The organism is Pseudomonas sp. NFPP28 (assembly GCF_900115535.1).
Lineage (GTDB): Bacteria > Pseudomonadota > Gammaproteobacteria > Pseudomonadales > Pseudomonadaceae > Aquipseudomonas > Aquipseudomonas extremorientalis.
In genome coordinates this window covers 365,238-380,634 of the sequence record NZ_FOWT01000005.1, presented here as the reverse complement: position 1 = coordinate 380,634, position 15,397 = coordinate 365,238, and the positions used below count along the sequence as shown (strand labels likewise).

Annotated in this window: 15 protein-coding genes; 8 read left to right on the top strand and 7 right to left on the bottom strand. The window is 62.8% G+C overall.

Features of this window, described 5'->3' with window-relative positions:
* The first annotated feature begins 4 nt into the window (after positions 1-4).
* From BM110_RS15520 to BM110_RS15510, 3 genes are all read left to right on the top strand, one after another.
* Positions 5-1,612 carry a bifunctional 3-(3-hydroxy-phenyl)propionate/3-hydroxycinnamic acid hydroxylase gene (locus BM110_RS15520; protein ID WP_093127892.1) on the top strand — a complete coding sequence of 536 codons (1,608 nt, stop codon included), beginning with the start codon at positions 5-7 and terminating at the stop codon, positions 1,610-1,612.
* Positions 1,609-2,388: a 2-keto-4-pentenoate hydratase gene (locus BM110_RS15515; RefSeq protein ID WP_093127896.1), complete on the top strand. Its 780-nt coding sequence runs from the start codon at positions 1,609-1,611 to the stop codon at positions 2,386-2,388. The genes BM110_RS15520 and BM110_RS15515 overlap by 4 nt, the downstream gene beginning before the upstream one ends.
* 74 nt (positions 2,389-2,462) lie before the next feature.
* On the top strand, positions 2,463-3,404 hold the full coding sequence (locus BM110_RS15510) for a helix-turn-helix domain-containing protein (RefSeq protein ID WP_071491527.1): 942 nt from the start codon (positions 2,463-2,465) through the stop codon (positions 3,402-3,404).
* Between the two features lie 11 nt (positions 3,405-3,415).
* Here BM110_RS15510 and BM110_RS15505 read toward each other — a convergent pair whose 3' ends face one another.
* Positions 3,416-4,231, bottom strand: a complete 816-nt coding sequence (locus BM110_RS15505; protein WP_071491526.1) for a helix-turn-helix domain-containing protein — start codon at positions 4,229-4,231, stop codon at positions 3,416-3,418.
* A gap of 187 nt (positions 4,232-4,418) precedes the next feature.
* On the opposite strand from BM110_RS15505, the gene BM110_RS15500 reads away from it, so the two are divergent.
* The 4 genes from BM110_RS15500 to BM110_RS15485 are packed head-to-tail and all read left to right on the top strand — an operon-like array spanning position 4,419 to position 8,212.
* Positions 4,419-5,558, top strand: coding sequence for an ornithine cyclodeaminase family protein (locus BM110_RS15500; RefSeq protein ID WP_092246154.1), 1,140 nt, complete (start codon positions 4,419-4,421; stop codon positions 5,556-5,558).
* A gap of 34 nt (positions 5,559-5,592) precedes the next feature.
* Positions 5,593-6,015, top strand: a complete 423-nt coding sequence (locus tag BM110_RS15495; protein WP_092246152.1) for a RidA family protein — start codon at positions 5,593-5,595, stop codon at positions 6,013-6,015.
* A 43-nt stretch (positions 6,016-6,058) separates the two neighbouring features.
* Positions 6,059-7,351, top strand: coding sequence for an NAD(P)/FAD-dependent oxidoreductase (locus BM110_RS15490; RefSeq protein ID WP_092246149.1), 1,293 nt, complete (start codon positions 6,059-6,061; stop codon positions 7,349-7,351).
* A gap of 12 nt (positions 7,352-7,363) precedes the next feature.
* Positions 7,364-8,212, top strand: a complete 849-nt coding sequence (locus BM110_RS15485; protein WP_093513769.1) for an alpha/beta fold hydrolase — start codon at positions 7,364-7,366, stop codon at positions 8,210-8,212.
* 68 nt (positions 8,213-8,280) lie between these two features.
* On the opposite strand, the gene BM110_RS15480 is transcribed toward BM110_RS15485, so the two are convergent.
* A complete protein-coding gene (locus tag BM110_RS15480; protein ID WP_175538849.1) occupies positions 8,281-9,057 on the bottom strand; it encodes a hypothetical protein in 777 nt (258 codons plus the stop codon).
* Between the two features lie 140 nt (positions 9,058-9,197).
* Between BM110_RS15480 and BM110_RS15475 the strand changes: the two genes are divergently transcribed.
* A complete protein-coding gene (locus BM110_RS15475) occupies positions 9,198-9,869 on the top strand; it encodes a TetR/AcrR family transcriptional regulator (protein WP_093127919.1) in 672 nt (223 codons plus the stop codon).
* Here the strand turns inward: BM110_RS15475 and BM110_RS15470 are convergent.
* The 5 genes from BM110_RS15470 to flgG form a co-directional block, all read right to left on the bottom strand.
* Positions 9,866-11,902 carry an NADH:flavin oxidoreductase gene (locus BM110_RS15470; protein ID WP_093513767.1) on the bottom strand — a complete coding sequence of 679 codons (2,037 nt, stop codon included), beginning with the start codon at positions 11,900-11,902 and terminating at the stop codon, positions 9,866-9,868. The two genes, BM110_RS15475 and BM110_RS15470, sit on opposite strands and share 4 nt — an antisense overlap.
* Positions 11,903-12,134: 232 nt before the next feature.
* Positions 12,135-12,437 carry a hypothetical protein gene (locus tag BM110_RS15465; protein WP_092246136.1) on the bottom strand — a complete coding sequence of 101 codons (303 nt, stop codon included), beginning with the start codon at positions 12,435-12,437 and terminating at the stop codon, positions 12,135-12,137.
* A 221-nt stretch (positions 12,438-12,658) separates the two neighbouring features.
* On the bottom strand, positions 12,659-13,720 hold the full coding sequence (locus BM110_RS15455; protein ID WP_092246130.1) for an ATP-binding protein: 1,062 nt from the start codon (positions 13,718-13,720) through the stop codon (positions 12,659-12,661).
* Positions 13,717-14,466 (bottom strand): response regulator, encoded by a 750-nt coding sequence (locus BM110_RS15450; protein ID WP_092246127.1) that lies wholly within the window; start codon positions 14,464-14,466, stop codon positions 13,717-13,719. Before BM110_RS15450 ends, BM110_RS15455 begins: the two co-directional genes overlap by 4 nt.
* Positions 14,467-14,529: 63 nt before the next feature.
* Positions 14,530-15,315: a flagellar basal-body rod protein FlgG gene (gene flgG, locus BM110_RS15445; protein WP_093513766.1), complete on the bottom strand. Its 786-nt coding sequence runs from the start codon at positions 15,313-15,315 to the stop codon at positions 14,530-14,532.
* Positions 15,316-15,397 lie beyond the last annotated feature (82 nt).

Here is a 15,397-nt window from a genome sequence, read left to right as displayed (position 1 = left end):
AGCGATGAAGCAGGAGAAGACCCAAGTTGTCATTGTCGGCGGCGGTCCCAATGGGATCACGGCCGCACACTATATGGGGATGTACGGTGTCGACTGCGTCGTCCTTGAACTGGCTGATTGCATCCTGCCTTACCCGCGTGCGGTGGGCATGGACGATGAAGCGCTGCGGGTGTTGCAGGGCATCGGCGTTGCCGAACTGGCCGCGCGGGACATGATCTGCGACGTGCCGTTGCGCTATTACAACGCACGTGGCGTGTGTTTCGCCGAGGTCAAGCCGAGCACCGCCCACTACGGCTGGCCGATGCGCAACATCTTCATGCAGCAGTTGCTCGAAGGCACGCTGCGCGAAACCCTCGGCCGGCATGCCGGCGTCGAGTTGCGCCAAGGCCACGAAATGCTCGAATTGGAGCAGGACGGCGAGGGCGTGACCTTGCAGGTGCGCGATGCCCGGGGCGAGGTCTATGAATTGCGCGCCGATTATGTGATCGGTGCCGACGGCGGCCGCTCCACCGTGCGTAAAAAACTCGGGGTCGAGTTGCTGGGGCTGACCCATGCGCGCAAGTGGGTGGTGGTCGACACCGCCAATGACACGCTGGACGCGCCTTACACTGCCTTGCATGCCGACCCGCAGCGACCGTTCGTGTGCATCTATTTGCCTTACCAGCAGCGGCGTTGGGAGTTCATGCTGATGGAGGGCGAGGACGAGGCGAAGATGTGCGACGAAAGCACCATCCGCGACCTGATCCGTGGGCATATCGGCGATGCGGTCGACCAGTTGGACATCATCCGTATCCGCGCCTACACCCACCATTCACGGGTCGCGGCGCGCTTTGTCCAGGGCCGCGTGGCGCTGGTGGGCGATGCGGCGCACATCTCGCCGCCCTGGGCCGGGCAAGGGCTCAACTCCGGACTGCGCGACGTGGCCAACGTGGCCTGGAAACTCGCGGCGATCATCCAGGGGCGTGCCGCCCATGGGATTCTCGTGAGCTACGACCAAGAGCGTCGCGGGCACGCCACCGAGCTGGTGGCGCTGGCCGACAACATGGGCGCGGTATTGGGCTTGACCAACCCCTTGATGGCCGGCGTGCGCGACTGGTTGTTCCAGGCAGTGAACAGCGTCGACAACCTGCGCTCGCACCTGTTGGAGTTCAAGTTCAAACCCAAGGCCACCATCACCAAGGGTCTGGTCTATCACGAACGTGCCGAACTGCGTGAGGACGACCTGGTCGGCCAGCTGTTTGTGCAGCCCTATATCGAAGACGCCAAGGGTCAGCGTCGGCGCCTGGATGACGTGTTGGGGCATTCCTATGCGGTGTTGGGTTACCGGGTCAACCCGCGCGAGCAACTCAGTGACGAGATGGCGACATTCTGGGCGCGCTGGGACACACGCTTCATCCAGGTCAATCGTTCGCGCAGCGGCCTGGGCCGTCACCAGCCGTTGACGGCGATGGACGCCATCAGCGTGGAAGACGTGGATAACCGTCTGGGCGAGTGGTTCTCCAAGGTGCGCGATTGCATCGTAGTGGTGCGGCCGGACCGTTTTGTCGCCGCGATCACCACGCCCGAGCGACTGGATGGGGTACTGCGCAAACTGGCGGAGCAACTGTCATGAGCCACAACAACGAACTGCTCAACCGCTTGCACCAGGCCACCCTGACCCGGCAGGCCCTGCCGCCGCTGCCCGCCGAGACGCTGGATCCGTATTCCGGTTACGCGCTGCAACGCCTGGGGCTGGACGCCCGCCTGGCGGCCGGCGAGCGCCTGAGCGGGTGGAAGATCGCCTTCGCCGGCAGCGCCGCGCAACAGCGTTTTGGCCTCGATCAGCCGGTGTACGGCGCGTTGACCGAGAACATGAGCGTCAAGCCGGGCACGACGGTGGCCCTGTCACGGTTGATCCAGCCCAAGCTGGAGATTGAAGTGGCGGTGGTCATCGGGCGCACCCTGGCGCCCGGTGACTACAGCGACGAGGACATCCTGGCGGCCATCCGTGACGTCGCGCCTGCCTTCGAAATCGCCGACTGCCGCTGGCAAGCCTGGACCTTTGGCGCCGGCGCGTTCCTGGCCGACAACGCCGCGGCGGGGCTTTATTGCATCGGGCCACGGACGCCGTTTGATCCAGCCCTGCACCTCAATGCAACCTACCGCCTGGAGTGCGCCGGTGCGCTGTACGGCGACGGCAATACCCTGGAGCGCGAAGACACACCGCTGGCCAACCTGTGCTGGCTGATCCGGCGCCTGCTGGCCGACGGTCAACCGGTGGAGGCGGGACAGGTCGTGCTGTCCGGGGCGTTGCTGGCGCCCATGAGCATCCAGCCGACCACCTATCGCCTGCAGATGTTTGGCACGGAACTGGCTTTGGTTTTCACCGCTGACACCGTGCCGGTGTAAACCCACGTGCGGTCAAGGATGACAGCGTCCCTTTCAGGTCGATGAAGACACCAGGCCACCGAGGAACGACAACCATGCTCGCTGAAGCGCGAACCTTCAATGACCCTCAACAACACGCCGGGTCTATCCACGGCTGGCGCCAAGTGTATGACCAGCTTGGCCGTGGTTGCCTGACGAGTGAGCTGCGGCAATTGTCCGCCGATCGCTTCCAGGTGTTCCAGGAGGTGTTGGACAAACGCGTGGTCCAGCGCGGTTACGCCCCGAAAGGGCGGCTGTGCGCAGCCATGTCGCTGGGCCCCGCGCCGGTGGTGCAAGGCCAACAGGTGGGCACCCACAGCGTGGTGCTGTTGCGCGATGGCGAGGAGTTTGTGTTGCATGCGCCCGAGGGCACGCACTTTTTTGCGTTCAATATCGACGCGGTGCGCTTCGCCAAACTGGCGGCCTTCGAATTGTCCAACGAGCAGCTCAAGCGGCTGAAGACCACTTCTCAGTTGAGCGTGGACGATGCGTTACTCTTGCGCATTCGCCAGCGTATCCATCCCCTGTTCTGTCACCTGGTGGAACAGTCCGAGGCGGTCAGCCCAGCGGCTGAAAAAATGCTTGAAGACGAATTGCTCAACGCCTTCCTCGATCTGTTCAGCAACGCCACCGATGAGGTGCGTTGCCGGCGTGGCAATGTCACTGTCAGTGCTTACCTGGTCAAGCGTTGCCAGGAGTTGATCGACGCCAGTGGCGACACGCCCCTGAGCATTCTTGATCTGTGCGAACACCTGCGGGTCAGTCGGCGCACCCTGCAGAACAGTTTCCAGGCCGTGACCGGCATGCGCCCGGTCGAATACTTGCGCAACCTGCGTCTGAATGCCGTGCGCCGCCGCTTGAACAGCACCTCTGCCTGCTCCCAGAACGTTGGCGAAATTGCCGTGGCGATGGGCTTTTTTCATCTGAGCCATTTTGCCGGGCATTACCGGGAACTGTTTGGCGAGTCACCCTCCGAAACCCTCAGGGCGACCCGCTAGGGCGCCCATTCTCAGGCGTAGCTGATCCGCTCGGCGTAGGCGTTCTGCAGCATTTTGCGCTGGTAGTCGCAGGGCGTGGTGCTGACCAGTTGCTTGAAGTCGCGCAGGAAGTGCGACTGGTCGGCAAAACCCAGGTCGAGCGCCAACGCCGAGAACGACACGTCCCGGCAGGTATTGAGGGTGTCCAGGGCGGCCTGGCAGCGGATGATCCGGCAAAAGGCCTTGGGCGACATGCCGGTATCCTGGCTGAACTGGCGGTGCAGCGTGCGGCTGGTGTAGCCGCTGAGGTCTTCAAGCTGGTGGATGCGAATAGACCCGCGATGTCGCATGGCTTGTTGAATGACCAGGGCGGTCAGCGGTGATGCCTTGCCCATCAGGCGGGGTGCAAGATAATCATTGAACAGGCGCATTTGCTCGCTCAACTGCGGCGCCTGCACGATGTTGTCGAAGATGCGCCGGGCAAACGTCGAAACCTCCAGCAAGTCGAGCTCCCGCTCGGTCAATTCTTCCGCCAGCACATTGATGAAACCGGGAATGACGCCGGGTGAAAAACGCACGCCGAAGTAATGGTGGTTCGGGTTCAATTCGACCGCCTTGGCGGCGAGCGGCGTCCCGCAGATCTTGGCGCTCGGACGCACGGCATCACAGTCGAAGACGATGTCCACGCACCCATCCGGAACGGCCAGTACCTGAGTCGATTGAGCCGCATCGAACGCATAGAAGTGCGAGATCGCCGGGTGGTCGGAGGGCATGACCGAATACCGTGACGAATTGAGAACGAACCAGGGTTGTTCGTTTGCCGTGTGGTGCCGTGGAGTCGAGATCATAGGTGCACTGTCGAGAGGCTCAGAGGCGCGATTTTTCACGCAGGATTCGCGCCAACTCTGGCGGTAACACAAGGCCTGGCGTGTCCGAAAACTACAATACGACCCGGCCCCGCGCCCTCGATACTCGACCTCGACAGCGTGGCGCTGCGCCTACCGCAGCGGTATCACCTTCGACCCGAGAATAACTATGTCTACGACTACAAAAATCGACTTTATCTACCTCTCCGAGCCGGACATGATCCGCGCGGGCGTGACCGACATGCTGGCGTGCGTGAATACCATGGAAGAGATGTTCAGCCTGCTGTACGCCGGCGACTACCGCATGGCCGGGCCGAACAATGATTCCCATGGTGCGATGGTGATTTTCCCCAAGGATTCGCCGTTCCCGAACATGCCCAAGCCCACGGCCGACCGGCGCATGATGGCCATGCCGGCCTACCTGGGCGGCAGCTTCTGCACCGCTGGCGTGAAGTGGTACGGCTCCAATATCGCCAACCGCGAAAAGGGTCTGCCGCGCTCGATCCTGATGTTCACCCTGAATGATCCCGACACCGGTGCGCCGTTGGCACACATGTCGGCCAACCTGCTGTCGGCGTATCGCACCGGGGCCATTCCCGGTGTGGGCGCACGCCACCTGGCGCGCAAGGACTCGAAAGTCGTGGGCCTGCTGGGGCCGGGCGTGATGGGCAAGACCACCTTGGCGGCGTTCATCGCGGTCTGCCCGCACATCGATACGCTGAAAATCAAAGGCCGTGGCCAGAAGAGCCTGACCGATTTTATTGCGTGGGTTGAAGCGACCTATCCGCAAATCACCACGATAAAGGTGGTGGACACCCTGGAAGAGGTGGTCCGCGATTCGGACCTTGTTACTTATTGTAGCTCCGGCGAAACGGGCGACCCCTCGAACTACCCAATTGTGCGGCGTGAATGGGTCAAGCCGGGCGCATTTCTGGCGATGCCGGCGGCCTGCTCGCTCGATGAAGGCATGGAGCAGGCGGACGTGCGCAAGGTGCTGGATAACACCGGTCTTTACCAGGCCTGGTTTGAAGAGTTGCCCAAGCCTGCGCATCACTGCGTGCCGGTGATTGGCGTGCGCTTCATGGACATGATTGCCGAAGGCACCTTGCGCCTGGAAGACGTCGAGGACATCGGCAAGATCATCGCCGGCGCCGCCCCTGGCCGCAGGACCGATGAGGAAATCATCATCATGTCGGTCGGCGGCATGCCCGTGGAAGACGTGGCCTGGGGCACGGTGGTGTACCGCAATGCGATCAGGCGAGGCATCGGCGTCAGCCTGAACCTGTGGGAAACCCCGGTACTGCGTTAAGTCACTCAACCCCTATTCTGACGAGGCATTCGACATGACAAACATCATCAAGCTCAAGACCGGCTCGCCGTTCGAAGACCAGGCCAGCTATTCGCGCCTGGTGGTCGTCGACAACTGGATCTACGTGTCCAACACCGCAGGTCGCAACCCACAGACCAAACTGATCCCGGAAGACGTCCTGGAGCAGGCCCACCAGGTCTTCGCCAACATCGAAACCGCCCTGGCGGCGGTGGATGCAAGCCTGGCCGATGTGGTGTGTTCGCGGGTGTTCATCCAGGACCCCAAGGACGTGCCGGCGGTGATGGGCCTGATCGGCGAGAAGTTTCGCGGCGTCGACCCGGCCAGCACCGTCACGTGCCCGCCACTGGGGTCGACGGTCTACAAGGTGGAGCTGGAAGTGACGGCCTATCGCAACGCATCCAAGGCGCAGGTCGAAGTCATTCGTCTGTCGCAGTGACCGCCAGCGGTTGCTCCTATTTGCCCATCAGCGAGTCTTGATCATGGCACCGACTATTGCGCCCGTGAACACATCCGCCGCGTTTCCTGCCGCCACCAGCGTTGTCATCATTGGTGGCGGGATTATTGGCTTGACGGCGGCATTGACCCTGGCCGAACGCAACATCGCGGTGGTGGTGCTGGAAAAAGGCCGCATCGCCGCCGAGCAGTCGTCGCGCAACCTGGGCTGGGTACGCAAGACCAGCCGCCACGCCGCCGATATTCCCCTGGCCCTCGCGGCCGACCGGTTATGGGCCAAGATGCCCGAGCGGGTTGGCGCGGATGTCGGCTATCGCCAGGAAGGCATTATGTTTGTCGGCCGCACCCCGGCGCAGATGGCGATGCATGAAGGCTGGCTCAAGTCCGTGGAGCATCTGTCCCTGGATTCACGGCTGCTCAGCAAGCGTGAGATCGATGGGTTGGTGCCCGGCGGCGTGGGCGATTGGGCGGGTGGCATCTTCACGCCGTCTGACGCACGTGCCGAACCGACCCTGGCCAGCAGCGCCATCGCCAAGGCGGCCATGGCGCTGGGCGTGGTGATTGTCGAGCAGTGTGCGGTGCGTACGCTGCAAATGTCTGCCGGGGCCGTGAGTGGCGTGGTCACCGAGCGAGGTGAAATCCGCTGCGACCACGTATTGCTGGCGGGAGGCATGTGGTCGCGGCGCTTCCTGGGTAACCTGGGGGTGTCGTTGCCGACCCTGCCGTTGACCTGCTCGGTACTGCGCACCCACCCCATGGAAGGGCCGACGCAGATTGCCGTCGGCGCACCGGACTTTTCGTTCCGCAAGCACAAGGACGGCGGTTTCATCGTCACCCAGCGCGGCAAGCTGGACGCCTTCCTGACCCTTGATCACCTGTTGCTCGCCAAGCAGTACATGCCGCAGTTCCGGGCGCAGCGTCATGTGCTCGATGTATCGCTGGGCAAGCCGTTCCTGCACGACCTGAAGCTTGCACGGCGTTGGCACTCCAGCAGTGTGAGCCCGTTCGAGCGCGTCCGGGTGCAGGACCCTCCGGCCAACCCACGGCTGAACGGCGATGCGATGAACAACCTCATCGCCGCCTGGCCGGTGTTCGAGCAGGCGCGCATCGCCCAGGCCTGGGCCGGTACGATTGATGTCACGCCGGATTCGAACCCGGTGATCGGGCCGGTTGCGCAGATCCCCGGGCTGACCGTGGCCACGGGTTTCTCCGGGCATGGCTTCGGTACGTCGCCCGCAGCGGGTCATCTCGCGGCAGACCTGGTCAGCGGGCATACACCGATCATCGACCCAAGCCCTTATCGCTTCGATCGTTTCTAGAGGAACACACCGATGCTTGCTGACAGTTGTTTCTTCACCAACCGTTGCGGCCTGCGCCTGCATTTTTTGCGCTGGGGCAAGCCGGGTGGCGTGCCGCTGGTGCTGCTGCATGGTTTGCGCGCTTATGCGCAAACCTGGGATTCGCTGGTGCAGTCCCTGGGCGCAGGCTATTGCATCTATGCCCTGGACCAACGCGGGCGGGGCCTGAGTGATTGGGCCGCGCCCGACACCTACCACACGCAGTCCTATGTCGAAGACCTCGCTGACTTCGTCGCCCATGTGGGCTTGCAGCGGTTTGTCTTGCTGGGGCATTCATTGGGCGGTGCCAACGCCCTTGAATATGCGCGGCAGCACCCGGGGCGGCTGATGGGGCTGATGATTGAAGACATCGGCCCCGGTTCTTCAAGCCAGGGCGATGGCGCTGCGCGTATCCGTCGCGAGATGAGCCAGACACCGTTGCAGTTCGAGAACTGGGAGCTGGCCCGTGCCTTCTGGCAGGCGTCACGCCCCGGTCTGTCGGAGCAGGGCCTGAACTCCAGGCTGGCGCATTCGATGAAAGAAAACGACGCAGGGATCACCTGGCGCCATGATCAGCAGGGGATTGCCCAGGCGCGCCTGAGCATCGAGCCGACGGATTTGTGGCCGGCGGTGCGTGCATTGGATTGCCCGACCCTGTTTATTCGCGGCGGCCGCTCGGACTTCCTGCCGGCAGCAACGTTGGAAGCAATGACCGCGAGCAACCCGCATATTCGGACCGTGGAGGTGGCCGACGCGAGTCACTATGTGCATGACGACCAGGGCGAGGTGTTCAACGCATTGGTTTGGGCATTCCTCAGGGAACTTGCGCCTGAGTGTTCCTAGGGAACTCGTTGGCCGCGTTGATCTTCAAGGCTGCTTGCTGCCGAATGCCCGGGGCCTGGCCTGCTACCTCAGGCTGCCGGCCTCACCCGGAAGGCCAGGAACACCGGGCCGCCTGGAAACGTGCTGAGTTCCAGCTCATCCAGGGGGCTCAGCGTGCGTGTACGGCTTCCCGCATTACTGTAGAGCGTGTGGTTGCCCAATGCGACGATGTTGATCTTGCCTGCCGCCGCCTGGATCAACGTGGCCCTGAACCCTTCCGTCACATCATCACCCAGCGTCAGGGTCACGTCCGTGTTGCTCAGGACCAGAATCGACTTGCCTGAATCCGCCATGCTCAGGGCCCTGCTGCCGGTGATCGAGATATTGGTGTGTACATGGCCCCCGGCGTGATAACTGACCATCCTGGGGTCGGCGAAGACACGGGCGAAGGCCCCGACGTAGTTGACGCTGGCACGCATGTCATCGAACTGTTCCACGACGTAGGTGCCGATGCTGCCGGTATTCGCTGTGTCGGCGTCCATTGCCCATTTGCGTCCTACCATCAGCCCTATCTGGGTATTGGCGCCTACGCCCGCACGCACCTCTTCGAGAAACAGCGTGCCGATCTGGCCACCCCCATTCCCCTGGACGTAGGTCAGCCGTGCAATGGAGTGGCTGTCACCGGTGGGGCTGCCCCGGGAGGTATCGACCCGATAGTCGACACAATCCGCCGAGACGATGGTGTTCGTCGTGTTGGCGTCAGGCGCCCAGGTGAAATCCAGTGCTCGACCGGTCTTAGCCTGCTCGAATGAGGTGGTCGGCTGTGCGGTGGAGGTAGAACCTGCCTGCTTCAAATCGTCATTCATGGTGCTCATCCTCAACTACGTTTCTGTATGTATGTACAGTAGTCTGGATTTTTTCTTTGTGCGGTTTTACCGACGAACTGCACGCAGGGAAGGGGGCGTGTAAAGTGACCGGCATTTCCCAGGCAAAGGTGACCCCCCCGATGGCTCAATCGGCAAAACCGCGAGGCAAGAACCAGGACACGGGCTGGCGAGGCTCGGTCGATGTGTGGCTGGACGCCGCCTACGCGGCGTTGAAAGAGTCCGGCATCGACGCCGTGCGCGTGATGCCACTGGCCAAGCAGCTGGGCTTGTCGCGTACCAGTTTCTATTGGTTTTTCGAGGACCGCGAGCAACTGCTCGCCGCCTTGCTGGCCCGCTGGCGCGACAAGAACACCGGCAACCTGGTGTTCCAGTGCGAGCGTTACGCCGAAAGCATTTCCGAGGCGATTCTGAACGTCTTTGAATGCTGGCTGAACCCGGAGCTGTTCGACTCGCAGTTCGAATTTGCCGTGCGCAGTTGGGCCATGCAGTCGGCAGAAGTCAGCGCGGAAATCGCCCTGGCCGATGATACCCGTATCAACGCCCTGACCGGCATGTTCCGGCGCTTTGGCTACGATGAGGAGGCTGCCGATGTGCGCGCGCGGACCATCTACCTGACGCAGATCGGCTACATCTCGATGAACACCAGCGAGGACGTGGTGGTGCGCTTCCGGCGCATTCCTCAGTACGTCAGCGTGTTCACCGGCAAGGCCTTGAAGCGGCGCGAACTGGACCGCTTCTTTGGGGCGTTTGGCTACGCCGAGACCGCACCGGGGGTGTTCGAGCCGCTTTAGAGATCCTTGACCAACCGCAGCGCGTCGTAGATCGCCGCATGGGTGTTGCGTGCGGCCACCGCATCGCCGATGCGGAACAGTTGGAAGCGGCCCTCGGGGTTGGTCACCAGGTGCTGCGCGTTGCCGGCGATCAAGTCGTGCTGCTCGACCGCGCCGCCGTTGCTGGAATGCCCCCGCAGGTCGAAGTACAGGTCATCCAGGGGCAGGGTGCCGTGGTTGACCACCACCTGGTCCACCACCCGCTGCTTGTGCACCGCGCCGTAGTCACTGCCGAAAGTGACCAGCAGCCGACCGTCGCGTTTCTCCACCGTTTCGACCCGATAGGTCACGGTAAAGGTCACGTCCAGGTCCTGCAGGCTGCGCATGTAGGGCACCAGGTTCATGGCCATGACTTCCGGCGCGAACGAGCGGTCCGGCGTGACGATTTCCACGCTGGCACCACTCTGCGCAATCACCTCGGCCGCTTGCAGGGCGGCGTGGTCACCGGCGTCGTCGAAGATCAGCACATGGCGCCCCGGCTTGACGTCGCCGGAAATGATGTCCCAGGTCGACACCACCAACTCATTGCCCTGGGCCAGCACCTCGGTATGCGGCAGGCCGCCAGTCGCCACGATCACCACATCCGGCTCCAGCGCCAGCACGGCCTCGGCCTCGGCCCAGGTGTTGAAGTGGAACTTGACACCCAGGCGTTCGCACTGGCTCATGCGCCAATCGATGATGCCGATCATTTCGCGGCGCCGCTCGCTCAGGGCGGTCAGGCGGATCTGCCCACCGGGCCGGCCCGCCGCTTCCAGCACCGTCACATCATGCCCGCGCTCACCGGCGACCCGCGCCGCTTCCAGCCCGGCAGGTCCCGTGCCGACAATCAGCACTTTGCGCGGCACCGCTGCCTTGGGAATGTCATGGGGCATGCTGGTTTCGCGACCGGTGGCGGGGTTGTGGATGCAGTACGCCGCACCGCCCTGGTAGATGCGGTCCAGGCAGTAATTGGCGCCGACGCAGGGCCGAATGTCTTCTTCACGCCGCTCGATGATCTTGCGCACGATATGCGGGTCGGTCATATGTGCGCGGGTCATGCCGACCATGTCCACCTTGCCTGATGCGATGGCGTAGCGCGCCGTGGCGACATCGGGGATTTTTGCCGCATGGAAGGTGGGGAACCCGGTAGACGCACGGATCTCACCGGCAAACTCCAGGTGCGGCGAGTTGCGCATGCCCTGGATCGGGATCACATCGGTGAGGCCCGCATCCGTATCGATATGCCCGCGCACCACGTTGAGGAAGTCCACCAGGCCGCTGTCCTTGAGCAGGTGCGACACCTGCAAACCTTCGCTGGCATTGAACCCGCCCGGCAGCGCCTCGTCGCCGGTGTAGCGCACGCCCAGCAGGAAGTCTTCACCGACCCGCTGGCGAATGCCGCGCAGGACATCGAAGGTAAAGCGCATGCGGTTTTCCAGCGGGCCGCCGTACGGGCCATCCAACGCGTTGGTGAGCGGCGACCAGAATTGGTCCATCAAATGCCCGTAGGCTTGCAGCTCCAGGCCATCCAGCCCGGCGGCCTGCATGCGCTCGGCCGCGTCGACGTAGTCTTTGATGATTCGCTCGATGTCCCAGTCTTCCAGCTTCTTCGGGAAGGAGCGGTGCGAGGCCTCGCGCCGGTGCGAAGGCGACACCACCGGCAGCCAGTCGGCCTTGTCCCAGCGTGTGCGACGGCCCAGGTGCGTCAACTGGATCATCACCGCCGCGCCATGTTCGTGGCACTCGTCGGTCAAATCCTTCAGCCAGCCGACCACTTCATCCTTGTACGCCAGCACATTGTTGAACACCGGCGGGCTGTCCCGCGACACCGCGGCGGAGCCTGCGGTCATGGTCAAGGCCACACCAGCCTTGGCGCGTTCGACGTGGTAGGCGCGGTACAGCGCCTGCGGCATGCCGTCCACCGGGTAGGCCGGTTCGTGGGCCGTGGTCATGATCCGATTGCGCAGGGTCAGGTGCTTGATCTTATAGGGCTGCAGCAGGGGATCGTTGGACATCAGAGTGTGCTCCCTCGTGGGCATCATCAGGCTTGGCGATTTGAAATTAGGATAAATGTACATGTGCGTCAATAAATCTCGACATGCATGTACATTTTAATTTCGACCTGCCGATGCTCTCCAAATGATGCAGGCGCGCGGGAGCACGGTGGACAACACGCGGTTTGAGGGAATGTTCAGGTTGTAGTGAGCGGGCTTGTGGTGCTGAGTGGACGTGCTGTGGTGAGCAGGCTCAGCAGCAGCGACCACGGGCTGTATTCAATAAATCGCGCACGGCATCGGTGCGCAACAGCAGGGTCATCTGCGCCTCGTCGATCACGATTTCCGCGATGATCAACGCGCAGATCAGCGGCGCGGTCACGAACCAATGGCACCAGCATTGAGTCGCCAGCGACACGGCTACGCCGATGATCCACAGCGCCAATACCCATTTGGGCGCGCGCTGTTGCAACGGCACCCAGTAACGCTGCAGCCGTTTCAGCCGGGCAGTGTGCAGTTTCAACGACTCTTCAAGGGGTGATAAGGACGAATTCATTTCTCACGCTCGCTGAGCTATCCGGGCGCGGCTGGGAAAGGGGTTGCCCAGCCACGACAAGTTGATGCATTCAACTTCGATCCAGTGCCCGTTTCCGGGCAGTGCTGCACAGCTTTTGAATGCAACGCACGTACCCTCGGCGTCCAATAAGACAAAGCATCGATAGCGCCGGGTTGTTCTGAACATCATGGAAAAGATGCGCATGGTGGGGCCTGGGTTACTCAAAGATTCCAACTGAGTTCAAACAGCGTTCCGCCGTTTTCCATTTTCCGGCACGTCACCGCACCGCCGTGGGCGAGGGCAATCGCGCGCACCACCGCCAGGCCCAGGCCGCTGCCGCCCTGGGCGCGGGAACGTGAGTTTTCGCCGCGCTGGAAGGCATCGAACAGGTGCGTGGCCAGGTCCTCATCGATGCCGGGGCCGTCGTCGCGTACCCTCAGGTAATGCATGCCATCGCGGGTGCTCAGGTGCACGTTGACGTTGCCGGGCGTGGCGTGCCGACGCACGTTGTCGAGCAGGGCCAGCAGGGCCTGGCGTATCCGGGCGGGGTCGCAGCGCAGGGTCCGGCGTTGCAGGTCCAGTTGCAGGGTAAAACCGGCGGCGACCAGGCTCGGTTCGAACAGCCGCACATCCTCTTCAATGCCGGCGGCCAGGTCGGCGTCCTGCACATTGAGTTCGAGGTAGCCGCTGTCGCCCAGGCCGACTACCCGCAGGTCCTCGATCATCCGCGCCAGCCCTTCGACCTGACCGAGCAGGCTGTAGAACTGCGCCGTGTCCGGTTCGAATACACCCTCGGCCAAGCCTTGCAGGCGGCCGCGCAGGATGGTCAGCGGCGTGCGCAGTTCATGGGCAATCGCCGCATTCCAGAATGCCTGCTCCTGTGCCATGCGCTTCAAGCGCTGGGCCATGCTGTTGAAATCATCCACCAGGATCGCCGCTTCGCCGATGGACTGGTCACCGGCGACGGCTTGCACATCGAGGTCGCCATCCGCCAGTTTGCGCAGGTTCTCGGCCACCGAGTTCAGCGGCATCAGGATCCGCCGCGACAGCCGCGTGGCCACGAAGGCACCCACCGCCAGGCTGACGCAGGTGGTCAAGGCCATCCACGCCCACTCGACATTGGCCGGCAGCCAGGCATCGGCCTGCTCGTCCGAGAGCGGCCAATAGGTCCATAACAGCGCATAAAACACGTAGGAGCCGATCACGGCCAGGGCGATCACGCAGAGCACCACCGCCGACATGGCGGCAATGATCTGGCGGCTCAAGCCATTGAGCTTCTTCACACGCCACTCCCGAACCGGTAGCCCACGCCGCGAATGCTTGCCGGCACGCCTTGCAGCCCCAGGTCTTCGATCTTGCGGCGCAACTTGCTGATATGGCTGTCGACCGTGCGTTCCAGGCTGTCGCTTTCCGGTGAGCACAGCGCCAGCAATTCGGCGCGGCTGAACACGCGTTTCGGAGCCCGGGCCAATTGCGCGAGCAGTTTGAATTCGGTGACGGTCAGCAGCAGCGGCAGGACCTTGCCCTCGATATTCACCGTGACCTGATGGCTTTCGATGTCGATTTCAAAACCATCGACCCGCAACACATTGGCGCCGGCGGCATATTTGTAGGCGATGGAGCGTCGCAGCACGGCCTGGGTACGCGCCACCACCTCGGCCGGGTTGAACGGCTTGACGATATAGTCGTCGGCACCGATGCGCAGGCCCATCAGCTTGTCCATGTCCTGGTCCTGGGCGGTCAGCATGATCACCGGCGTATTGCCGCGATGACGCACCTCGGCCAGGACCTTCCAGCCATCGACCTGGGGCATCAGTACATCCAGCAGCATCAGATCGGGCTTGAGGGCCTGGTGCAATTCCAGGGCGCGCCGGCCGTCGAGGGCGTGGGCGGTACGAAAGCCGCTGCGCTTGAGATAGGCAATCAGGATGTCGGCGATCTCGGGCTCGTCTTCGGCGATCAGGATCAGCGCCTGGGTGTCTCGGACGCTGTTCGGAAGGGGCGAGGATGCAACGGGAAAATCGTTCATAGTCTGCTCGGTGAATAAGCCTTGTCGTGTTTGCCGCTCCCTGGCCACGCTTGCAAGTGTTGATCATAGCTTCTGGGTGAGGGCGCCCAACATCTGGTTGGCGGTGGAAATCACTTTGGAGTTCATTTCATAGGCCCGTTGTGTGGTGATCATGTTGACCATCTCTTCAACGGTGCTCACGTTGGAGGTCTCCAGAGACCGTTGCAGTGTGGTGCCAAACCCGTTGAGCCCCGGCGTGCCGACCTGGGGCGCGCCGCTGGAGGCGGTCTCCAGGAACAGGTTGTTGCCGATTGCCTGCAAGCCGGCGGGGTTGATGAAGTCGGCGGTTTGCAGGTTGCCGATCACTTGCGCAGCGGGGTTGCCGGCCACGGTGATCGACACCACGCCATCCTGGCCCACGGTAAAGGTCTTGGCGTTATCCGGCACCACGATGGCCGGTTCCAGTGCAAAGCCGCTGGCCGTCACCACCTGGCCATTGGCGTTCAGGTGAAAGGTGCCGTCGCGGGTATAGCCGGTGGTGCCGTCCGGCTGCAACACCTGGAAAAAACCGCGCCCGTTCACCGCCAGGTCCAGCGGTTGCCCGGTGGTTTGCAGGTTGCCGGCGCTGAAGTTTTTCTGGGTGCCGACGATCTGTACGCCGGTGCCCAGTTGCAACCCCGACGGCAACGCACTGTCCTGTGTCGACTGCGCGCCCGGCTGGCGCTTGATCTGGTAGAGCAAGTCCTGGAACTCGGCGCGATCACGTTTGAAACCGGTGGTCGAGACGTTCGCCAGGTTGTTGGAAATTGTCGTCAGCTGCGTGTCCTGCGCCGACAAGCCGGTTTTTGCGACGTACAGGGCTGGAATCATGCCGTTCTCCGTGTGAACCCGGTCGACCGGGCACTCTGATGAAAGCCATTGTGCGCAACGAACGTGCGCATTCATGGGAGGT

Excerpts from the sequence above, each read along its gene's own strand:
- BM110_RS15450 (WP_092246127.1), bottom strand. The coding sequence starts at position 14,466 with ATGAACGATTTTCCCGTTGCATCCTCGCCCCTTCCGAACAGCGTCCGA.
- BM110_RS15490 (WP_092246149.1), top strand. The coding sequence starts at position 6,059 with ATGGCACCGACTATTGCGCCCGTGAACACATCCGCCGCGTTTCCTGCC.
- BM110_RS15520 (WP_093127892.1), top strand. The coding sequence starts at position 5 with ATGAAGCAGGAGAAGACCCAAGTTGTCATTGTCGGCGGCGGTCCCAAT.
- BM110_RS15470 (WP_093513767.1), bottom strand. The coding sequence starts at position 11,902 with ATGTCCAACGATCCCCTGCTGCAGCCCTATAAGATCAAGCACCTGACC.
- BM110_RS15510 (WP_071491527.1), top strand. The coding sequence starts at position 2,463 with ATGCTCGCTGAAGCGCGAACCTTCAATGACCCTCAACAACACGCCGGG.
- BM110_RS15465 (WP_092246136.1), bottom strand. The coding sequence starts at position 12,437 with ATGAATTCGTCCTTATCACCCCTTGAAGAGTCGTTGAAACTGCACACT.
- BM110_RS15515 (WP_093127896.1), top strand. The coding sequence starts at position 1,609 with ATGAGCCACAACAACGAACTGCTCAACCGCTTGCACCAGGCCACCCTG.
- BM110_RS15475 (WP_093127919.1), top strand. The coding sequence starts at position 9,198 with ATGGCTCAATCGGCAAAACCGCGAGGCAAGAACCAGGACACGGGCTGG.
- BM110_RS15495 (WP_092246152.1), top strand. The coding sequence starts at position 5,593 with ATGACAAACATCATCAAGCTCAAGACCGGCTCGCCGTTCGAAGACCAG.
- BM110_RS15485 (WP_093513769.1), top strand. The coding sequence starts at position 7,364 with ATGCTTGCTGACAGTTGTTTCTTCACCAACCGTTGCGGCCTGCGCCTG.
- flgG (WP_093513766.1), bottom strand. The coding sequence starts at position 15,315 with ATGATTCCAGCCCTGTACGTCGCAAAAACCGGCTTGTCGGCGCAGGAC.
- BM110_RS15500 (WP_092246154.1), top strand. The coding sequence starts at position 4,419 with ATGTCTACGACTACAAAAATCGACTTTATCTACCTCTCCGAGCCGGAC.
- BM110_RS15480 (WP_175538849.1), bottom strand. The coding sequence starts at position 9,057 with ATGAATGACGATTTGAAGCAGGCAGGTTCTACCTCCACCGCACAGCCG.
- BM110_RS15505 (WP_071491526.1), bottom strand. The coding sequence starts at position 4,231 with ATGATCTCGACTCCACGGCACCACACGGCAAACGAACAACCCTGGTTC.